This is a genomic window from Enterococcus sp. AZ128, from assembly GCF_051714485.1.
Lineage (GTDB): Bacteria > Bacillota > Bacilli > Lactobacillales > Enterococcaceae > Enterococcus_A.
On record NZ_JBIORZ010000001.1, the window covers coordinates 600,208 to 615,698 of the forward strand.

The 15,491-nt window shown below is 39.3% G+C and carries 13 protein-coding genes; 9 read left to right on the forward strand and 4 right to left on the reverse strand.

Going from position 1 to position 15,491, the window contains the following annotated elements:
• Positions 1–17: 17 nt before the first annotated feature.
• Positions 18–1,391 carry a 23S rRNA (uracil(1939)-C(5))-methyltransferase RlmD gene (gene rlmD, locus IGI38_RS02785; protein ID WP_438726405.1) on the reverse strand — a complete coding sequence of 458 codons (1,374 nt, stop codon included), beginning with the start codon at positions 1,389–1,391 and terminating at the stop codon, positions 18–20.
• Between the two features lie 171 nt (positions 1,392–1,562).
• Here rlmD and recX point away from each other — a divergent pair, with 171 nt between their 5' ends.
• From recX to ntdP, 3 genes are all read left to right on the forward strand, one after another.
• The gene (gene recX / locus IGI38_RS02790; RefSeq protein ID WP_438726408.1) at positions 1,563–2,360 is read left to right on the forward strand and encodes a recombination regulator RecX; all 798 of its coding nucleotides are present in this window, start codon (positions 1,563–1,565) and stop codon (positions 2,358–2,360) included.
• On the forward strand, positions 2,353–3,504 hold the full coding sequence (gene mutY, locus IGI38_RS02795; protein ID WP_438726410.1) for an A/G-specific adenine glycosylase: 1,152 nt from the start codon (positions 2,353–2,355) through the stop codon (positions 3,502–3,504). Before recX ends, mutY begins: the two co-directional genes overlap by 8 nt.
• A 96-nt stretch (positions 3,505–3,600) precedes the next feature.
• Complete coding sequence (gene ntdP / locus IGI38_RS02800) at positions 3,601–4,134, forward strand: nucleoside tri-diphosphate phosphatase (RefSeq protein ID WP_010740416.1); 534 nt, start codon at positions 3,601–3,603, stop codon at positions 4,132–4,134.
• A gap of 67 nt (positions 4,135–4,201) precedes the next feature.
• On the opposite strand, the gene IGI38_RS02805 is transcribed toward ntdP, so the two are convergent.
• Complete coding sequence (locus IGI38_RS02805; protein ID WP_438726413.1) at positions 4,202–4,636, reverse strand: GNAT family N-acetyltransferase; 435 nt, start codon at positions 4,634–4,636, stop codon at positions 4,202–4,204.
• 76 nt (positions 4,637–4,712) lie between these two features.
• Between IGI38_RS02805 and IGI38_RS02810 the strand changes: the two genes are divergently transcribed.
• The 3 genes from IGI38_RS02810 (at position 4,713) to IGI38_RS02820 (ending at position 9,130) form a co-directional block, all read left to right on the forward strand.
• Positions 4,713–5,837: an AI-2E family transporter gene (locus IGI38_RS02810; RefSeq protein WP_438726415.1), complete on the forward strand. Its 1,125-nt coding sequence runs from the start codon at positions 4,713–4,715 to the stop codon at positions 5,835–5,837.
• A 112-nt stretch (positions 5,838–5,949) separates the two neighbouring features.
• Positions 5,950–7,326, forward strand: coding sequence for a hemolysin family protein (locus tag IGI38_RS02815; RefSeq protein WP_438726417.1), 1,377 nt, complete (start codon positions 5,950–5,952; stop codon positions 7,324–7,326).
• 226 nt (positions 7,327–7,552) lie between these two features.
• Entirely contained in the window at positions 7,553–9,130 is a 1,578-nt protein-coding gene (locus IGI38_RS02820; protein WP_438726419.1) for a peptide chain release factor 3, read from the forward strand.
• A 45-nt stretch (positions 9,131–9,175) separates the two neighbouring features.
• Here the strand turns inward: IGI38_RS02820 and IGI38_RS02825 are convergent, their stop codons facing one another.
• Both IGI38_RS02825 and IGI38_RS02830 read right to left on the reverse strand, forming a co-directional pair.
• Positions 9,176–9,472, reverse strand: coding sequence for a DUF1827 family protein (locus tag IGI38_RS02825; protein ID WP_438726421.1), 297 nt, complete (start codon positions 9,470–9,472; stop codon positions 9,176–9,178).
• Between the two features lie 152 nt (positions 9,473–9,624).
• On the reverse strand, positions 9,625–11,847 hold the full coding sequence (locus IGI38_RS02830; RefSeq protein WP_438726423.1) for an AAA family ATPase: 2,223 nt from the start codon (positions 11,845–11,847) through the stop codon (positions 9,625–9,627).
• A 438-nt stretch (positions 11,848–12,285) separates the two neighbouring features.
• Here IGI38_RS02830 and IGI38_RS02835 point away from each other — a divergent pair, with 438 nt between their 5' ends.
• The 3 genes from IGI38_RS02835 to IGI38_RS02845 all read left to right on the forward strand — a co-directional run bounded on the left by IGI38_RS02835 (position 12,286) and on the right by IGI38_RS02845 (position 15,488).
• Positions 12,286–12,552, forward strand: coding sequence for a phosphocarrier protein HPr (locus IGI38_RS02835; protein ID WP_010745997.1), 267 nt, complete (start codon positions 12,286–12,288; stop codon positions 12,550–12,552).
• Positions 12,552–14,279 (forward strand): phosphoenolpyruvate--protein phosphotransferase, encoded by a 1,728-nt coding sequence (gene ptsP / locus IGI38_RS02840; protein WP_438726427.1) that lies wholly within the window; start codon positions 12,552–12,554, stop codon positions 14,277–14,279. The genes IGI38_RS02835 and ptsP overlap by 1 nt, the downstream gene beginning before the upstream one ends.
• Positions 14,280–14,444: 165 nt before the next feature.
• Positions 14,445–15,488, forward strand: a complete 1,044-nt coding sequence (locus IGI38_RS02845; RefSeq protein ID WP_438726429.1) for a glycosyltransferase — start codon at positions 14,445–14,447, stop codon at positions 15,486–15,488.
• Positions 15,489–15,491 lie beyond the last annotated feature (3 nt).

The window sequence follows — 15,491 nt, forward strand, 5'->3', positions numbered from 1 at the left end:
CACGGGTGGTCCGGACTTTATTTCATCGATAATTTTACCACGACTTCACAGCGTGCAGTTTGAGGAAACATATCAACGGATTGCAGATAGTCGACACGGTATATTTTCGAAAGACTCACGAGATCACGAGCCAAGGTTGAGACATTGCAAGAAATATAGACCATTTGGGGACTAGGTGATTCTTGAATCGCCTGTAACAGCTGATTGTCTAACCCTGTTCTTGGAGGGTCAACTACGATCGCATCTGGAGAAAATCCGTCTTTCAACCATTTTGGTAATACACTTTCCGCCGTACCGACTTCATATTGTGTGTTAGTCAGATTCATCGCTTCGGCATTTTTCTTAGCATCATCAATCGCTTGCGGAATGATATCCATTCCCCGGACTTCTTTAGCCTGTTTCGCTAATGAAAGTCCAATCGTTCCAACACCGCAGTAGGCATCCACGACCGTTTTTGGAGTCGATAAGTCCAGAGCATTGATCGCTTCTTGGTAAAGAACCTTCGTTTGTTGAGGGTTCAATTGGAAAAAAGCTCTCGGCGAAAGTTCAAAGCTGACATCATTGATTTTTTCATTGATGACTTCTTTGCCCCAAAGATGGACCGTTTCATCGCCCATGATGACAGAGGTCTTTTTATCCTGCACATTTTGCATAATAGAAACGACCTCCGGTAAACGGTTCGTAATTTCACGAATCAACGCGTTTACTTGCGGCAGTTTTTTTGTTTTTGTGATCAGAACTAATTGAACCTCACCCGTTTCTATTCCGATCCGAACCATTAGTGTACGCATAATTCCTGAGTTTAAACGTTCATCATAAATCGGCATGTCATATTTTGTTAATAAGTTCGCAACAGTATTGATGACTTTTTGCGTTGTCGGTTCCTGGACTAAACAGTCCTTGATCGGTACCAACTGATGAGAATCCGCTTGATAGAGTCCCGCGTCGACTTGTTTGGTCTTTTTATTTTTGCGTAATTGGAATTGTGCCTTGTTGCGATAATGCCAAGGTTCATCCATTCCGATCGTGTCACGCAACTCAAATTTTTGATAGCCTTCAGGCTTATATTTTTCTAATGCCTGCCGCAATAAATCCTTTTTGAAGTCCAATTGTTTGTTATAGACTAGATGTTGCAATTGGCAGCCGCCGCATTCTTCGTAAACGGGACAAGGCGGAGTGATCCGATCAGGACTTTTTTTCGTAATTTTAACTAGACTGGCTTCAGCAAAACGCGGAGTTGCTTTAGTGATACGAGCAATCACGGTTTCTGTCGGTAAAGCTCCTGTCACGAAAATGATCAGGCGTTTGTAATAAGCGATACCTTCACCATTTATACCTAGCCGTTTTATTTTTAAGGTTAATGTTTGATTTGGTTTAAGTTGAACAGCCATAGAGAGCCTCTTTCTTAAATTTATAGTGTCAGCTTTTCAGCGCAATTCATTTTAGCATATTTTTATCGATTGGTTGATCATCTATGATAGAATTAATTTTTGCGAGGGAATAAGTCGTGAAATGATTATGTGTAAGATCGTAAACATTTATTCAAACAGGAGGGATAAATGATGTTAACAGTAGTAAAAATCAGTCAAGGCCGGGGACCCTTTTATAAAGTGGAATTTTCTAATGGCGAGAAATTACGCTTGTCAGAAGATACAGTCGTGCGCCATCGTTTACTGAAAGGTCAAGAGCTGGATGAAAAAACGTTAGAAGAAATCAAGCAAGAAGGAAAAGAAGACTTAGGCTTTCAGTTAGCGTTAAACTATTTAAGTTACCAATTGCGAACGGAGAAAGAAATTCGGACGTACTTGAAAGACAATGAGATTGAGAGTACTGACCGTCAAAAAATAGTTGATCGATTAAAAGAGATGAACTTGCTGGATGACCTTGTTTATGGGGAAAGCTATATTCGTACTCAAATGCGAATCGGGGATAAAGGACCGCGTGTGCTGCAGCAAAAATTGAAACAAAAAGGCTTGAAGGATAACGATATTCAGCAGGCACTTTATCTTTATGAAGCAGATGAACAATTTCAAGTAGCTTACCACACAGCTAAAAAGGCCTTGAAAAAATTCCATCATAATAGTCAACGGGAAGTTCGGCAAAAACTGCAGCAATTGCTTATGACGAAGGGATTCAACAGCGATATCAGCAAGAGTGTTTTAGCAGAGATCGATTTTTCTGAGATCGAAGAACAGGAGGATGATGCGCTAGACCTGCAAGGAGAAAAATTATGGCGCAAAAATCAACGTTTTGAACCGGCTAAACGGCGACAAAAGGTTAAACAGAGTTTATATCAAAAGGGCTTCCAGCTAGATCAAATCGATGCCTATATTCGTAGAAAAGAGGAAGCAGATGAGTAATGGCTGGGAAAAGTGGACAGACTCAGAGATAGCCAATTTCCAGCATGATTTTCTTGGATGGTATCAGCAGGAAAAACGAAATCTTCCTTGGCGATATAATCAAGACCCTTATCGAATTTGGATTTCAGAAATCATGTTGCAGCAAACTCGAGTAGATACAGTAATCGATTATTTTTATCGTTTTATGGAACAATTTCCAACGATTCAAGATTTAGCAAATGCGCAAGAAGATAAACTGCTAAAGGTTTGGGAAGGCTTAGGCTATTATTCACGAGCACGCAACCTGCAGGCGGCAGCAAAACAAATTATGGAGGAATTTAATGGTGATTTTCCTACCACGGTTGAGGAAATCCGCGAGTTAAAAGGGATTGGTCCATACACAGCGGGTGCGATCAGCAGTATTGCTTTTGAAATTCCTGAACCTGCGATTGACGGTAATGTGATGCGTGTAGTCAGCCGCTTGTTTTGTATTGAAGCAGATATTGCGAAAGCTAGCAGCCGCACTTTTTTTGATGCGGCAATGAGAAAAATCATCAGTCAAGAGCTTCCCGGAGACTTTAACCAGGCGATGATGGACTTAGGTTCTAGCATCTGTACACCAAAGAAACCACAATGTGAGATTTGTCCGATTCAGCAGTATTGCGAGGCTTATCGTGAAAACCGTCAAACGGATTTTCCAATTAAATCAAAAAAACAAAAACCCAAGGATATTTACTATGTTGCAGGGATCATCGAGAATAATCAACAAGAATTGTTTCTGCAACAACGGGCAGAAACAGGCTTGTTAGCAAATATGTGGCTATTTCCATTAGAGGAAATTTCTGAAAATCGTTTTAAAGAACTACAGGAGCAGTACAATCCTGAATCTTGGGATTTATTTTCTAGCTCCCAAGTTGCTGAAGCAAGTCCTGATTTTTTCGCAGAGCAAGCGATTATATGGCAGAAAAAAGTGCTCGGAGAAGTTAAACATGTCTTTAGTCATTTGCGGTGGCACATCTTAGTTTTTTATGGTCGAAGCGCTGCACCGCTAACTCTCGATGGGCATTGGGTGAAACCAAATGATTTTTCTCAATATGTTTTCCCGAAACCTCAGCAAAAAATGTTGGAAGTTTTTGAAAATAATTTAGCAGACGACAAAGATTAGTAGGCAATCTTAGATTTTATTGCTATAATAATTCTGATGTCGGTGTGATAACACCCAAACAAATGCGGAATCTTTTTCGCTGAGGGAAGGGTAGCTATGGGAGTTCCAAAAGAAGGAGAGTTTGTAACGATCAAAAGTTATAAACACGACGGCAGTTTGCATCGAACGTGGCGTGATACCATGGTATTAAAAACAAGCGAGTGTTCGCTGATCGGCTTGAATGACCACACGTTGGTCACTGAATCAGACGGCAGGAGATGGGTCACTCGCGAACCAGCGATCGTTTATTTTCATCAAAAGTACTGGTTCAACATAATAGCAATGATTCGAGAGAAGGGAGTTTCTTATTATTGTAATCTAGCATCACCTTATGTATTAGATGACGAGGCACTAAAGTACATTGATTATGATTTGGATGTCAAGGTTTTTCCGGATGGTGAAAAACGTCTATTAGACGTAGATGAATACGAAGCCCATAGTCAGCAGATGCATTACTCTAAAGAGATTGATTATATCTTAAAGGAGAACGTCAAGATCTTAGTGGACTGGATTAACAATGAAAAGGGGCCTTTTTCCCAGGGCTATATTGATATTTGGTATGATCGTTATAAGCAATTGTCGCGGAAGTAGAAAGAAAAGGCTATACCAAATAAACTTGGTATAGCCTTTTTTTGCGAGTCCAACTTATTGCAATTTACTAAAGCTCCTTCTTCATATGTACATGGTCAATCCCTGCGTCTTGAAAAACTTCGCCATAGGCCAAGTAGCCTAATTTCTGATAGAATTTTTCTGCGGTTAACTGTGCGCCTAGCTCAATGGTTTTGAAACCTTGCTGTCTGGCGAAGGATTCCGCTTCAGCGATGATCTCGGCCCCAAGACTGTTTCCTCGGTAGTCTTTCAATACCGCCATGCGCTGCAATTTAAACAGTTGATCATTTAATGGTAATAATCGCACAGTTGCGGCGGCCTTTTTGTCCTCTGTGTATAGAACGAAATGAACGCAGTAGGCTTTATTTTCATCGATTTCTAGATTGGCAGGTACACCTTGTTCTTGGACAAAAACTTTTTGGCGAATGCGAACAGCATCGAGATATATGTCGCTCATTGTATCTTTAGTAATTAAAATTTTCATAATGACACCTTCCTCAAGAGGATTTTTCTCCACATGATGTATACTATAAACTAAATCTGAAAAAAGGAGTAGATGGATGTTTGAGAAAATTAAAAATTCAAAATTAATGTTTTGGTCGGTCGAAATTTTGATCATTGCGACATTGATTTTGGTTTCATCAAAAATTGATTTCGTCTTTCAACCGATTGGAACATTTTTTACCACGTTGTTTGCACCGATCTTGATCGCTGGATTCTTGTATTATTTATTAAATCCATTAGTGAATCTTTTGATGAAAATGGGTGTAAAACGATTAATGGCGATCGCGCTGATTTTTATCCTATTGATTGGTATGATTGTAGTAATATTCATGAGTGTTATTCCGAATTTAGTGGAGCAGTTGGTATCTCTGGCGAGGAATATTCCTGGCTTTATTAGCAATATGCAGAATTGGTTGCAGGAAGCTGCGGATAATGCGACTCGCTTTCCGCTGTTTAAGGAGCTGGATGTCGACAAATATATCAGCAACTTGGATGTTTCAGCAGGAAGTATTATTCAAAAATCGCTTACGGGAGTAACAAACGGGTTAGGTTCAATCATTGGCAAAATCACGACTGTCGTCTTATTGTTAGTCACCGTACCGTTTATTCTATTTTATATGCTAAAAGACGGAGATAAGCTTGTTCCGAATGTTGAACGACTTTTCCCTGAGAAACAGCGAGGGAACATTAAAGGACTTTTGCAACAACTTAATAAGACATTGTCTGACTATATCAGTGGACAGGCAATTGAGTGTCTATTTGTCGGAACTTTTACTTTTCTAGGCTATTTATTAATAGGTGTTGATTATGCCTTTCTATTTGGTGTAATCGCTGGGTTAACGAACTTGATTCCTTATCTAGGGCCATATCTAGGTTTGGCTCCTGCGTTAGTTTATACCTTTTTTGATTCACCAACTAAAGCATTGTTATGTATTGTCATTGTGTTGATCGTGCAGCAGGTTGATGGAAACGTGATTTATCCCAACGTCATTGGGAAGTCACTAAATATCCATCCACTAACGATTATCTTGATTTTGCTGGTCGCTGGAAATCTTGCTGGTATCTTGGGTGTCTTTCTCGGTGTTCCAGTCTATGCGATCTTGCGGACTTTGGTTGTTTTTATTGTTAAAATTTTGAAGCAAAGCAAACAAGAAGAGCGAGAACAGGAGTTTTTGAATTAGCAAAGGGCTCTTCGTTCGGAAAAGATTGCATAAAAACAAGTGATGTGATACGATTTTATCGTGGCCTTTGTGCCACTTTTTTTACACTTTAAATTAAGGAGCGAATGCAATTATGAATGCTGACCCCGATAGTCAGTCGTTAATCTTACAACTAGGTTTATTAGTAATTTTGACGTTAATCAACGGATTTTTAGCTGCGGCTGAAATTGCGGTGGTATCGGTCAATAAAAACCGAGTGGAACAAAAAGCAGATGATGGTAACCAAAAATCCAAAAAATTACTGGAGGTTATTCAAAATCCGAATAACTTCTTATCAACGATCCAAGTGGGGATCACATTAGTCAATATCTTGTCAGGGGCTTCGTTGGCTAATAGCCTATCTGCTCGTTTAGCGCCTCTTTTGGGAGGTAGTGCAATTGCACGGACAATCGCTGCGGCGATCGTTATGGTTTTATTGACGTATGTTTCGATTGTATTTGGAGAATTATATCCCAAACGAATTGCTATGACCAAGACCGAAGAAGTGGCGCAATTTACTTCTGGTGTTGTTCGTAAATTAGGAATAATCACAAAACCATTCGTCTGGTTGTTAACGGCCTCAACGAACTTATTGGCAAGAATCACGCCAATGACGTTTGATGATGAGGATACAAAAATGACCCGTGACGAAATGCGATATATGTTAGAAAATGAAGGCGTATTGGACAATGATGAGATTGAAATGCTGCAAGGTGTCTTCTCGTTGGATACTAAAGTGGCTCGGGAAGTAATGGTCCCTCGGACAGATTCTTTCATGATCGATATCAATGATCCAGTATTAGAAAATATCGACGAGATCCTAAACGAAAGCTATTCAAGAATTCCAGTCTATGATGAGGATAAGGACAAAGTTGTTGGAATCCTGCATACTAAGACATTATTGAAAGCTGCACGTCAATTTGGTTTCGAAAATGTAGTATTACAGAAAATTTTGCAAGAACCATTATTTGTGCCAGAAACGATCTTCATTGACGACCTTCTTTATGAATTAAAGAAGACGCAAAACCAAATGTCGATTTTACTTGATGAATACGGCGGTATGGTAGGATTAGTTACGTTAGAAGATTTACTGGAAGAAATCGTCGGAGAAATCGATGACGAATCTGATGAAGTTGAGAAACTTTACGAAAAAGTTGGAGATAGTGAGTATTTAATCAATGGAAAAATGCTGATTGATGACTTTAATGAAGAGTTTGGCTTGAATCTCCATATGAGCGATGTTGATACGATGGCGGGATACTTAATCACCGCTTTAGGGACGATCCCTGATGAAGGTGAAAAACTGTCCTTTGATGTGGATGATTTGACTTTGATTTCTGAAGAAATGGAAGGCTCCCGTGTTTTGACACTGCGTGCGATTTTCCATCCGGATGAGCATGAAGATGTTCAACCAGAAGAAGAAAGACGTTTGTTCACGAAGGATTTCGAAGACGATGAACCACGTCGCTAATACCTGTTTATTTAGAAAACATTCTGCTTGTCAGAGTGTTTTCTTTTTGCCAGTTTTTATGTGGCATCTTGGGTGGAGAAGAAAATGTCACCAATCAAACGCATAAATAGTTTATGAAAATCTAAATAAATGTTGGAGCAATTCAACTTTCCATCAGAGTAAAATCCATGCTATACTGATTGGGTTGAAATTTGAAAGATACTAGATATATGAATGGAGCAATAGAATGAACAATCCTAATTTAAAACAACAAGTGGACAGCCGTCGAACATTTGCGATTATTTCCCATCCGGATGCGGGTAAGACGACGATCACTGAACAGTTATTACTATTTGGCGGAGCTATTCGTCAAGCCGGAACCGTGAAGGGGAAGAAAACTGGGAATTTTGCAAAATCTGACTGGATGGATATTGAGAAACAACGTGGTATCTCAGTAACAAGTTCTGTGATGCAGTTTGATTTTGACGGAAAACGTGTCAACATTTTGGATACCCCTGGGCATGAGGATTTCTCTGAAGATACCTATCGTACACTGATGGCAGTGGATAGTGCTGTGATGGTCATCGACAGCGCAAAAGGTATCGAAGCACAAACGAAAAAGCTATTCCAAGTTGTCAAACGTCGAGGTATTCCGATCTTTACTTTTATCAATAAACTGGACCGTGATGGTCGCGAACCTTTAGAGCTGTTAGAAGAATTGGAAGAATTGTTAGATATCGAATCGTATCCAATGAACTGGCCGATCGGCATGGGTAAAGGATTAGAAGGAATTTATGATATTCATAATGAACGTATCGAGTTTTACCGTCCAGAGCAATACGGAGGAGAACGGTATGTTGAATTAACCAATGGAGAAATTGTTGGTGAGCATCCATTAAAAGATAAATCAATCTACGAGGATGTCTTAAGTGAAGTAGAATTGGTCAGTGAAGCCGGAGATCAGTTTGATCCTGAAAAGGTTGAACGCGGCGATCAAACACCAGTCTTCTTTGGATCAGCATTGACAAATTTCGGTGTTGAAACATTTTTAGAAACATTTGTGGATCTAGCACCGAAACCACATGGACATAAAACAGAAGAAGGAGAGGCTATTTCTCCTTATGAGGAAGAGTTCTCTGGGTTTGTTTTCAAGATTCAAGCAAACATGAACCCAAATCATCGTGACCGTATCGCATTTGTCCGTGTATGTTCAGGAACCTTTGAACGCGGGATGGATGTTATGCTTGGTCGAACAGGTAAAAAGATGAAATTGAGCAACGTCACACAATTTATGGCGGATGCGCGTGAAAATGTTGAAGAAGCCGTTGCCGGGGATATTATCGGGGTCTACGATACAGGAAATTACCAAATCGGAGATACAATCTATGAAGGAAAATTAAAGGTCGCATATGAAGAATTGCCTTCATTTACACCAGAATTATTCATGAAAGTAACTGCAAAAAATGTGATGAAGCAAAAATCCTTCCATAAAGGAATCTATCAATTGGTTCAAGAAGGAGCAATTCAATTATATAAAACATACTTGACGGATGAATATATCATTGGAGCCGTTGGCCAGCTACAGTTTGAGGTTTTCCAACATCGTATGTTAAATGAATACAATGCGGAAGTTGTGATGACACCGATGGGGAATAAGATTGCTCGTTGGATCGATCCAGAACAATTAGACGAACGAATGAGTTCAAGCCGGAATATTTTGGCTAAAGACCGTTTCGATCAGCCGCTGTTCTTATTTGAAAATCAATTTGCGATGCGTTGGTTTGCGGATAAATATCCGGAAGTTGAGTTGAAGAGTTTGATGTAACAAAATAATCTTGCAAAAAAATAGTTGCAGCCAAAAGGGCCGCAACTATTTTTTTGTTATCGACATTTCAATGAGGCCGGGAGACTCCAAATAGGAGATATCTGAGAAATCGTAGGTGCCTTCATCTAATTTTCGTTTAAAGTATTTATGTACAAAATCAACTTCCGATGGCAAGATGTTTCGATTGTCGTTTTTTAAAACAATCTCCGCATGTTTGTAGGCATCGGTATAAATCACAGTAGTGTTACCGATTGTATAGACTTTTATCATATTTGCATCAGTATTTTCCAACTGATTATAAACCATTTGTGAATGGCTGTTCGTCACATTGACAAGTTTCATCCCGAAACACCCTCTTCCTAAAACTTACTTCATAGTGTAATTATATAAGAAAGATTAAGAAAAAAGAAGGATGTTGCTCATTTTAATTAGAATAATTAAAAAATTTGACTATAGAAAAAGGGCTCCCGTTTTAAACGAGAGTCCTAAAAATGTTAATTTTTATCTTCTTTAACTAGGCGTTCAGGCTTTGATGTGATAACAATACGATCTTCTTTATCGAGTTTTGCTTTCAGATCAGTAATCGTTGGATGATCCAAATAGAATTCCGCGATTCCATCCTCAATCGTTTCTTGAATAGTACGACGAAGTGGTCGAGCGCCCATAGCAGGATCATAACCTAAATCAACCAACTTCTCTTTGACATTAGTTGGAACATCAATGTGAAGCTTTTGCGAAGCCAACATTTCATTCACATCATCTAACATCAAGGATACGATGTTCATCAAGTTTTCTTTTGATAATGAACTGAACTCGATGATACCGTCAAAGCGATTCAAGAATTCTGGTGCAAAGAAATCCTTCAATTGACCTAAGACAGAACGAGTAACACCGTCTCTTGCAGCACCAAAGCCGACATTGGCTTCAATTTTACCTGTTCCAGCATTACTGGTCATGATGATAATAGTGTCCTTAAAGCTGACCGTTCGGCCTTGAGAATCAGTTAAGCGACCATCATCAAGAATTTGTAAGAACATATGAAGCACATCTGGATGGGCCTTTTCGATTTCATCCAGTAAAATCAAGCTGTATGGATGACGACGAACTTGTTCCGTTAGTTGTCCAGCTTCTTCATAGCCAACATAGCCTGGAGGAGAGCCGATCAATTTAGAAACACTATGTTTTTCCATGTATTCACTCATATCGAAACGAATCATCGAATCACTTGACCCAAATAATTCTTCGGCCAATTGACGAGCTAATTCTGTTTTGCCGACCCCCGTTGGTCCAACAAATAGGAAGGAGCCAATTGGACGGTTTTTCTTATTTAAACCAACACGGTTACGACGAATCGCTTTAGCCACTTTATCCACGGCTTCATCTTGTCCGATGACGTGTTGTTTCAAATCAACAGCAAGGTTTTTCAATTGTGTTTGTTCTTTCTCCTTCAATTCACCGACAGGGATACCCGTGCGTTTTTCAACGATTTTTTCCATATCTTTTTCGGTAATAACCGGTGTTTCTTCATCAGTTAATTGACGGTCTTTCATTTTTTGCAATTTATTGATTTGATCACGGTAGTAAGCCGCTTTTTCAAAGTCTTCTTCTTGAGAAGCTTGTGATTTTTGCTGTTCAGCTTCGGCTAATTTCTTATCGATTGTTTTTGGATCGACAATTTGGATCGTCAAGTTTTTCTTCGACCCTGTTTCATCTAACAAATCGATCGCTTTATCAGGTAAGAAGCGATCTTGGATATAACGATTTGAAAGTTCGGCGGCCGCTTTGATGGCATCATCTGTATATTTCACATGATGATAATCTTCATAACGTGGTTGCAACCCTTTCAAAATTTCGATCGTTTCTTGAACGGAAGGTTCCTCGACACGAACCGGCTGCATCCGGCGTTCTAATGCCGCATCTTTTTCAATAATACGGTACTCATTTAACGTTGTAGCACCAACCATTTGCAGCTCACCGCGAGCTAATGCTGGTTTCAAGATATTTCCAGCATCCATATTGCCATCTCCGGCAGCTCCAGCACCTACAATTTCATGAACTTCGTCAATGAATAGAACGATATTTTCTGCCTGACGAATTTCTTCAATCAGTTTTTGCATCCGTTCCTCAAATTGACCACGAATTCCAGTGCCTTGAACAAGGGAAGCGACATCTAAACGAATCACTTCCTTATCCATCAATTTTTGCGGTACATCACCATCGACGATTTTTTGAGCCAAGCCTTCAACTACGGCTGTTTTACCCACGCCGGGTTCACCGATCAAAACTGGGTTGTTTTTCGTCCGGCGATTTAAAATCTCAATCACACGCTGAATCTCGTCGTCTCGTCCAACAACTGGATCAATATTTCCTTCACGGGCCATTCCCGTAATATTGATGCCATACTCGTCTAATAACCCGCCGCCGCTATTTCCGCGAGGGGGTTGATTGTTAATACCATTTCCACCGCCGAATTGTGTCGGTGGTGTTTGCTCTGGGTTTCCTTGTCGTTGTTGCATTTGCTGCGACATCGAGCGGAATAAATCATCTAAACTTCCAAAACCAAAAGGATCATTTCCTGCCATTTGGGGCGCACCTCCAGCTTGATTCTTTAATTTTTGATAGCAACTCTGACAATAATCTAGTTGCTTTCGTTGACCGTTAACATTTGCATATAAATGAATCGTTGCTTCATTCTCATGACAATTTTGGCAAAGCATTTTTTTCACCCTTTCAATAGTTGATTGTTTCTTCCATTGTACATCGAGTAAGCGAATCTCGTAAAAAGATACGCTGATCAGTTGTTTGACTATCACTGACCTTAGAAATAATTATAGCGAGATTTTCAATAAAAGCAAACAGTTTGTTTTACTTTTTAGCAATCTAACAACGAGAGTGCTAAAAGAAACCTCCAATTGCTTTTTCAAGACGGTATTGTTATGTAAAAAAAATGAAAACAAGCGAAATCAAGAACTTAGTCCATAAAACTAGATATTTTAAGAAAGGGCATACATTTCACTACAATAAATCGACTAAAATTGTTGTATCCACCGCAAAAAAATGGTAATCTAAGAAAATGAAGGGCTCAAAATGATGGATGTTATCATTAAAGCCCTAACATAAAAAAACATTTTTTTTTATAAAGGAGAACGGTCAATATGGAAAAAAAAGATTTTCACGTAGTAGCAGAAACAGGGATTCATGCACGTCCCGCAACTTTATTGGTGCAAGCTGCAAGCAAATTTAACTCTGATATTAACTTAGAGTATAAAGGAAAATCAGTTAACCTTAAATCAATCATGGGCGTTATGTCTCTAGGTGTTGGCCAAGGGTCTGATGTTGTTATCTCTGCTGAAGGTGCTGACGAAAAAGAAGCAATGGAAGCTATCGTAGAAACAATGAAAAAGGAAGGATTATCTGAATAATGGTTGAATTACTAAAAGGTATTGCCGCAAGTGACGGAGTTGCCGTTGCAAAAGCTTATCTGCTAGTACAACCGGATTTATCTTTCAAACAAAATAATGTAGAAGATACTGCTGCCGAAGAAAAGCGTTTAGACGACGCTTTGGCGGCTTCTTCTGCTGAATTAGAAAAAATTCGGGATAAAGCAGCGAAAAGCTTAGGTGAAGAAGAAGCACAAGTTTTTGATGCTCATTTAATGGTTCTTTCAGATCCAGAAATGATTGGTCAAATCAAACAACATATTAATGATAATAAAGTGAACGCAGAAAGCTCACTTAAAGAAGTTACTGACATGTACATCGGCATGTTCGAGGCGATGGATGATAACGCTTATATGCAAGAGCGTGCGGCAGATATCCGTGATGTAACAAAACGTGTAATGGCACATTTGTTAGGAGTAACGTTACCGGATCCATCAATGATTGACGAAGAAGTTATCGTTGTAGCACATGACTTGACTCCAAGTGATACCGCTCAATTAGACAAAAACTTCGTAAAAGCTTTTGTTACTGATATTGGCGGACGTACGTCTCACTCAGCAATTATGGCTCGTTCATTAGAAATCCCAGCGATCGTTGGTACGAAAGAAATCACTTCTAAAGTAAAAGAAGGCGATGTACTGGCAGTCAACGGAATCATCGGTGAAACAATCGTGAACCCTACGGATGATCAAGCGGCTGAATACAAAAAAGCCGGCGAAGCTTACGCTACGCAAAAAGCCGAATGGGAAAAATTAAAAGATGCTGAAACAGTTACAGCTGATGGCAAGCATTTTGAATTAGCAGCAAACATCGGTACACCAAAAGATCTTGAAGGCGTTCATAACAACGGCGCTGAAGCGATTGGTTTGTATCGTACTGAATTCTTATACATGGACTCTTCTGATTTCCCTACAGAGGATGATCAATTTGAAGCCTATAAAGCCGTTCTAGAAGGCATGGGTGACAAACCGGTCGTTGTTCGTACGATGGATATCGGTGGAGACAAAGAGTTACCTTATTTAACTTTACCTCACGAAATGAATCCATTCTTGGGTTACCGTGCATTGCGTATTAGTTTATCAGAATTAGGCGATGACATGTTCCGTACACAATTACGTGCATTGTTGCGTGCCTCTGTTCATGGCAACTTGCGCATCATGTTCCCAATGGTTGCAACACTAAAAGAATTCCGTGCAGCGAAGAAAATGTTCAACGAAGAAAAAGAAAAACTTGTTAAAGAAGGCGTAAAAGTTTCTGACACGATTCAAGTCGGAATCATGATTGAAATTCCTGCTGCAGCTGTTTTAGCTGACAAGTTTGCTAAGGAAGTTGACTTCTTCAGTATTGGAACAAACGATTTGATTCAATACACAATGGCAGCTGACCGTATGAACGAACGCGTTTCATACTTATACCAACCATACAACCCATCAATTTTACGTTTGATCAAAAACGTGATCGATGCAGCACACGCTGAAGGTAAATGGGCTGGTATGTGTGGGGAAATGGCTGGCGATCAAACAGCAGTTCCATTACTGATGGGTATGGGATTAGATGAATTCTCTATGAGTGCAACGTCTGTTCTTAGAACTCGCAGCTTGATGAAACGTCTAACAACGACTGATATGGCTGAATTAGCTGAAAAAGCGTTGAAAGAATGCGACACAATGGAAGAAGTAGAAGAATTAGTTAATGAATATGTAAAATAGTTTTAAATTTTTAGACCGTTGTCTTTTTCGGACAACGGTCTTTTTTGTTTGATACGATCGATCTATATTGGGTAATTAAAAGATACCAGCTTAAAATCAGACTATAGGTCGAGATAAATCTCAAACGCTTGTGATATAATTGATTTGTTTTTAAGGAGGCCGCATATGAAAATATTACTTTACTTTGAAGGTCAAAATGTTATTGGGAAATCTGGAATTGGCCGTGCATTAAGTCATCAAAAGAGAGCTTTATCCTCAATGGGGATTGACTACACGCTTGATCCGAGAGACACAGATTACGATATATTACATATTAATACGTATGGACCGAAGAGTCTTAGTCTGGTTAGAAAAGCGAAAAGACTTGGGAAAAAAGTCATTTTTCATGCACATTCGACTGAAGAGGATTTTCGTAATTCATTTGTTGGCTCGAATCAGTTGGCTCCATTGTTTAAGAAATGGCTGGTCGCCTTGTATCAACAAGCAGACCATTTAATTACGCCAACTCCTTATTCAAAGAAATTATTACGAGGCTATGGGCTAAAACAACCGATCGCAGCAATCTCCAATGGAATAGATTTGAGAAAATACTATCCAGATGAAAAAAAGGAAGCAGCTTTTCGTAAGCATTTCAAATTGACTGAAACACAAAAAGTCGTTATATGTGTGGGATTGTTTTTTGAGCGTAAAGGAATTCTTGATTTTGTAAAGATTGCAGAAGGTATGCCAGAATACACCTTTATTTGGTTTGGAGATGTTCCAATGCTCTCAATTCCAGCGAATATTCGTCGTGTTGTGAAAAAAGATCATCCTGAGAACGTCATTTTCCCTGGATACATTAATGGAGATCTAATTGAGGGAGCTTATTCAGGTGCAGACTTATTTTTCTTCCCTTCATACGAGGAAACGGAGGGGATTGTTGTATTGGAAGCTTTAGCAAGTCAACAACAAGTCCTGCTGAGAAATATCCCAGTCTATGAAGGTTGGTTAAAGGACCGCGAAAATTGTTATATGGGGAACGATAATCAAGAATTTAAAGAATTGATTCATCAGTTAGTGAACCATCGTTTGCCAAATCTTTCCATGGCTGGATTTAAAACTGCTCAGGAAAAGAGCATCACACAAGTTGGTGCAGAATTAAAATCTGTTTATCAAGCAGTTTTAGAGCTGCCTTACGATCATCAGGTTTATACAAAAGTTACAAAATAGTTT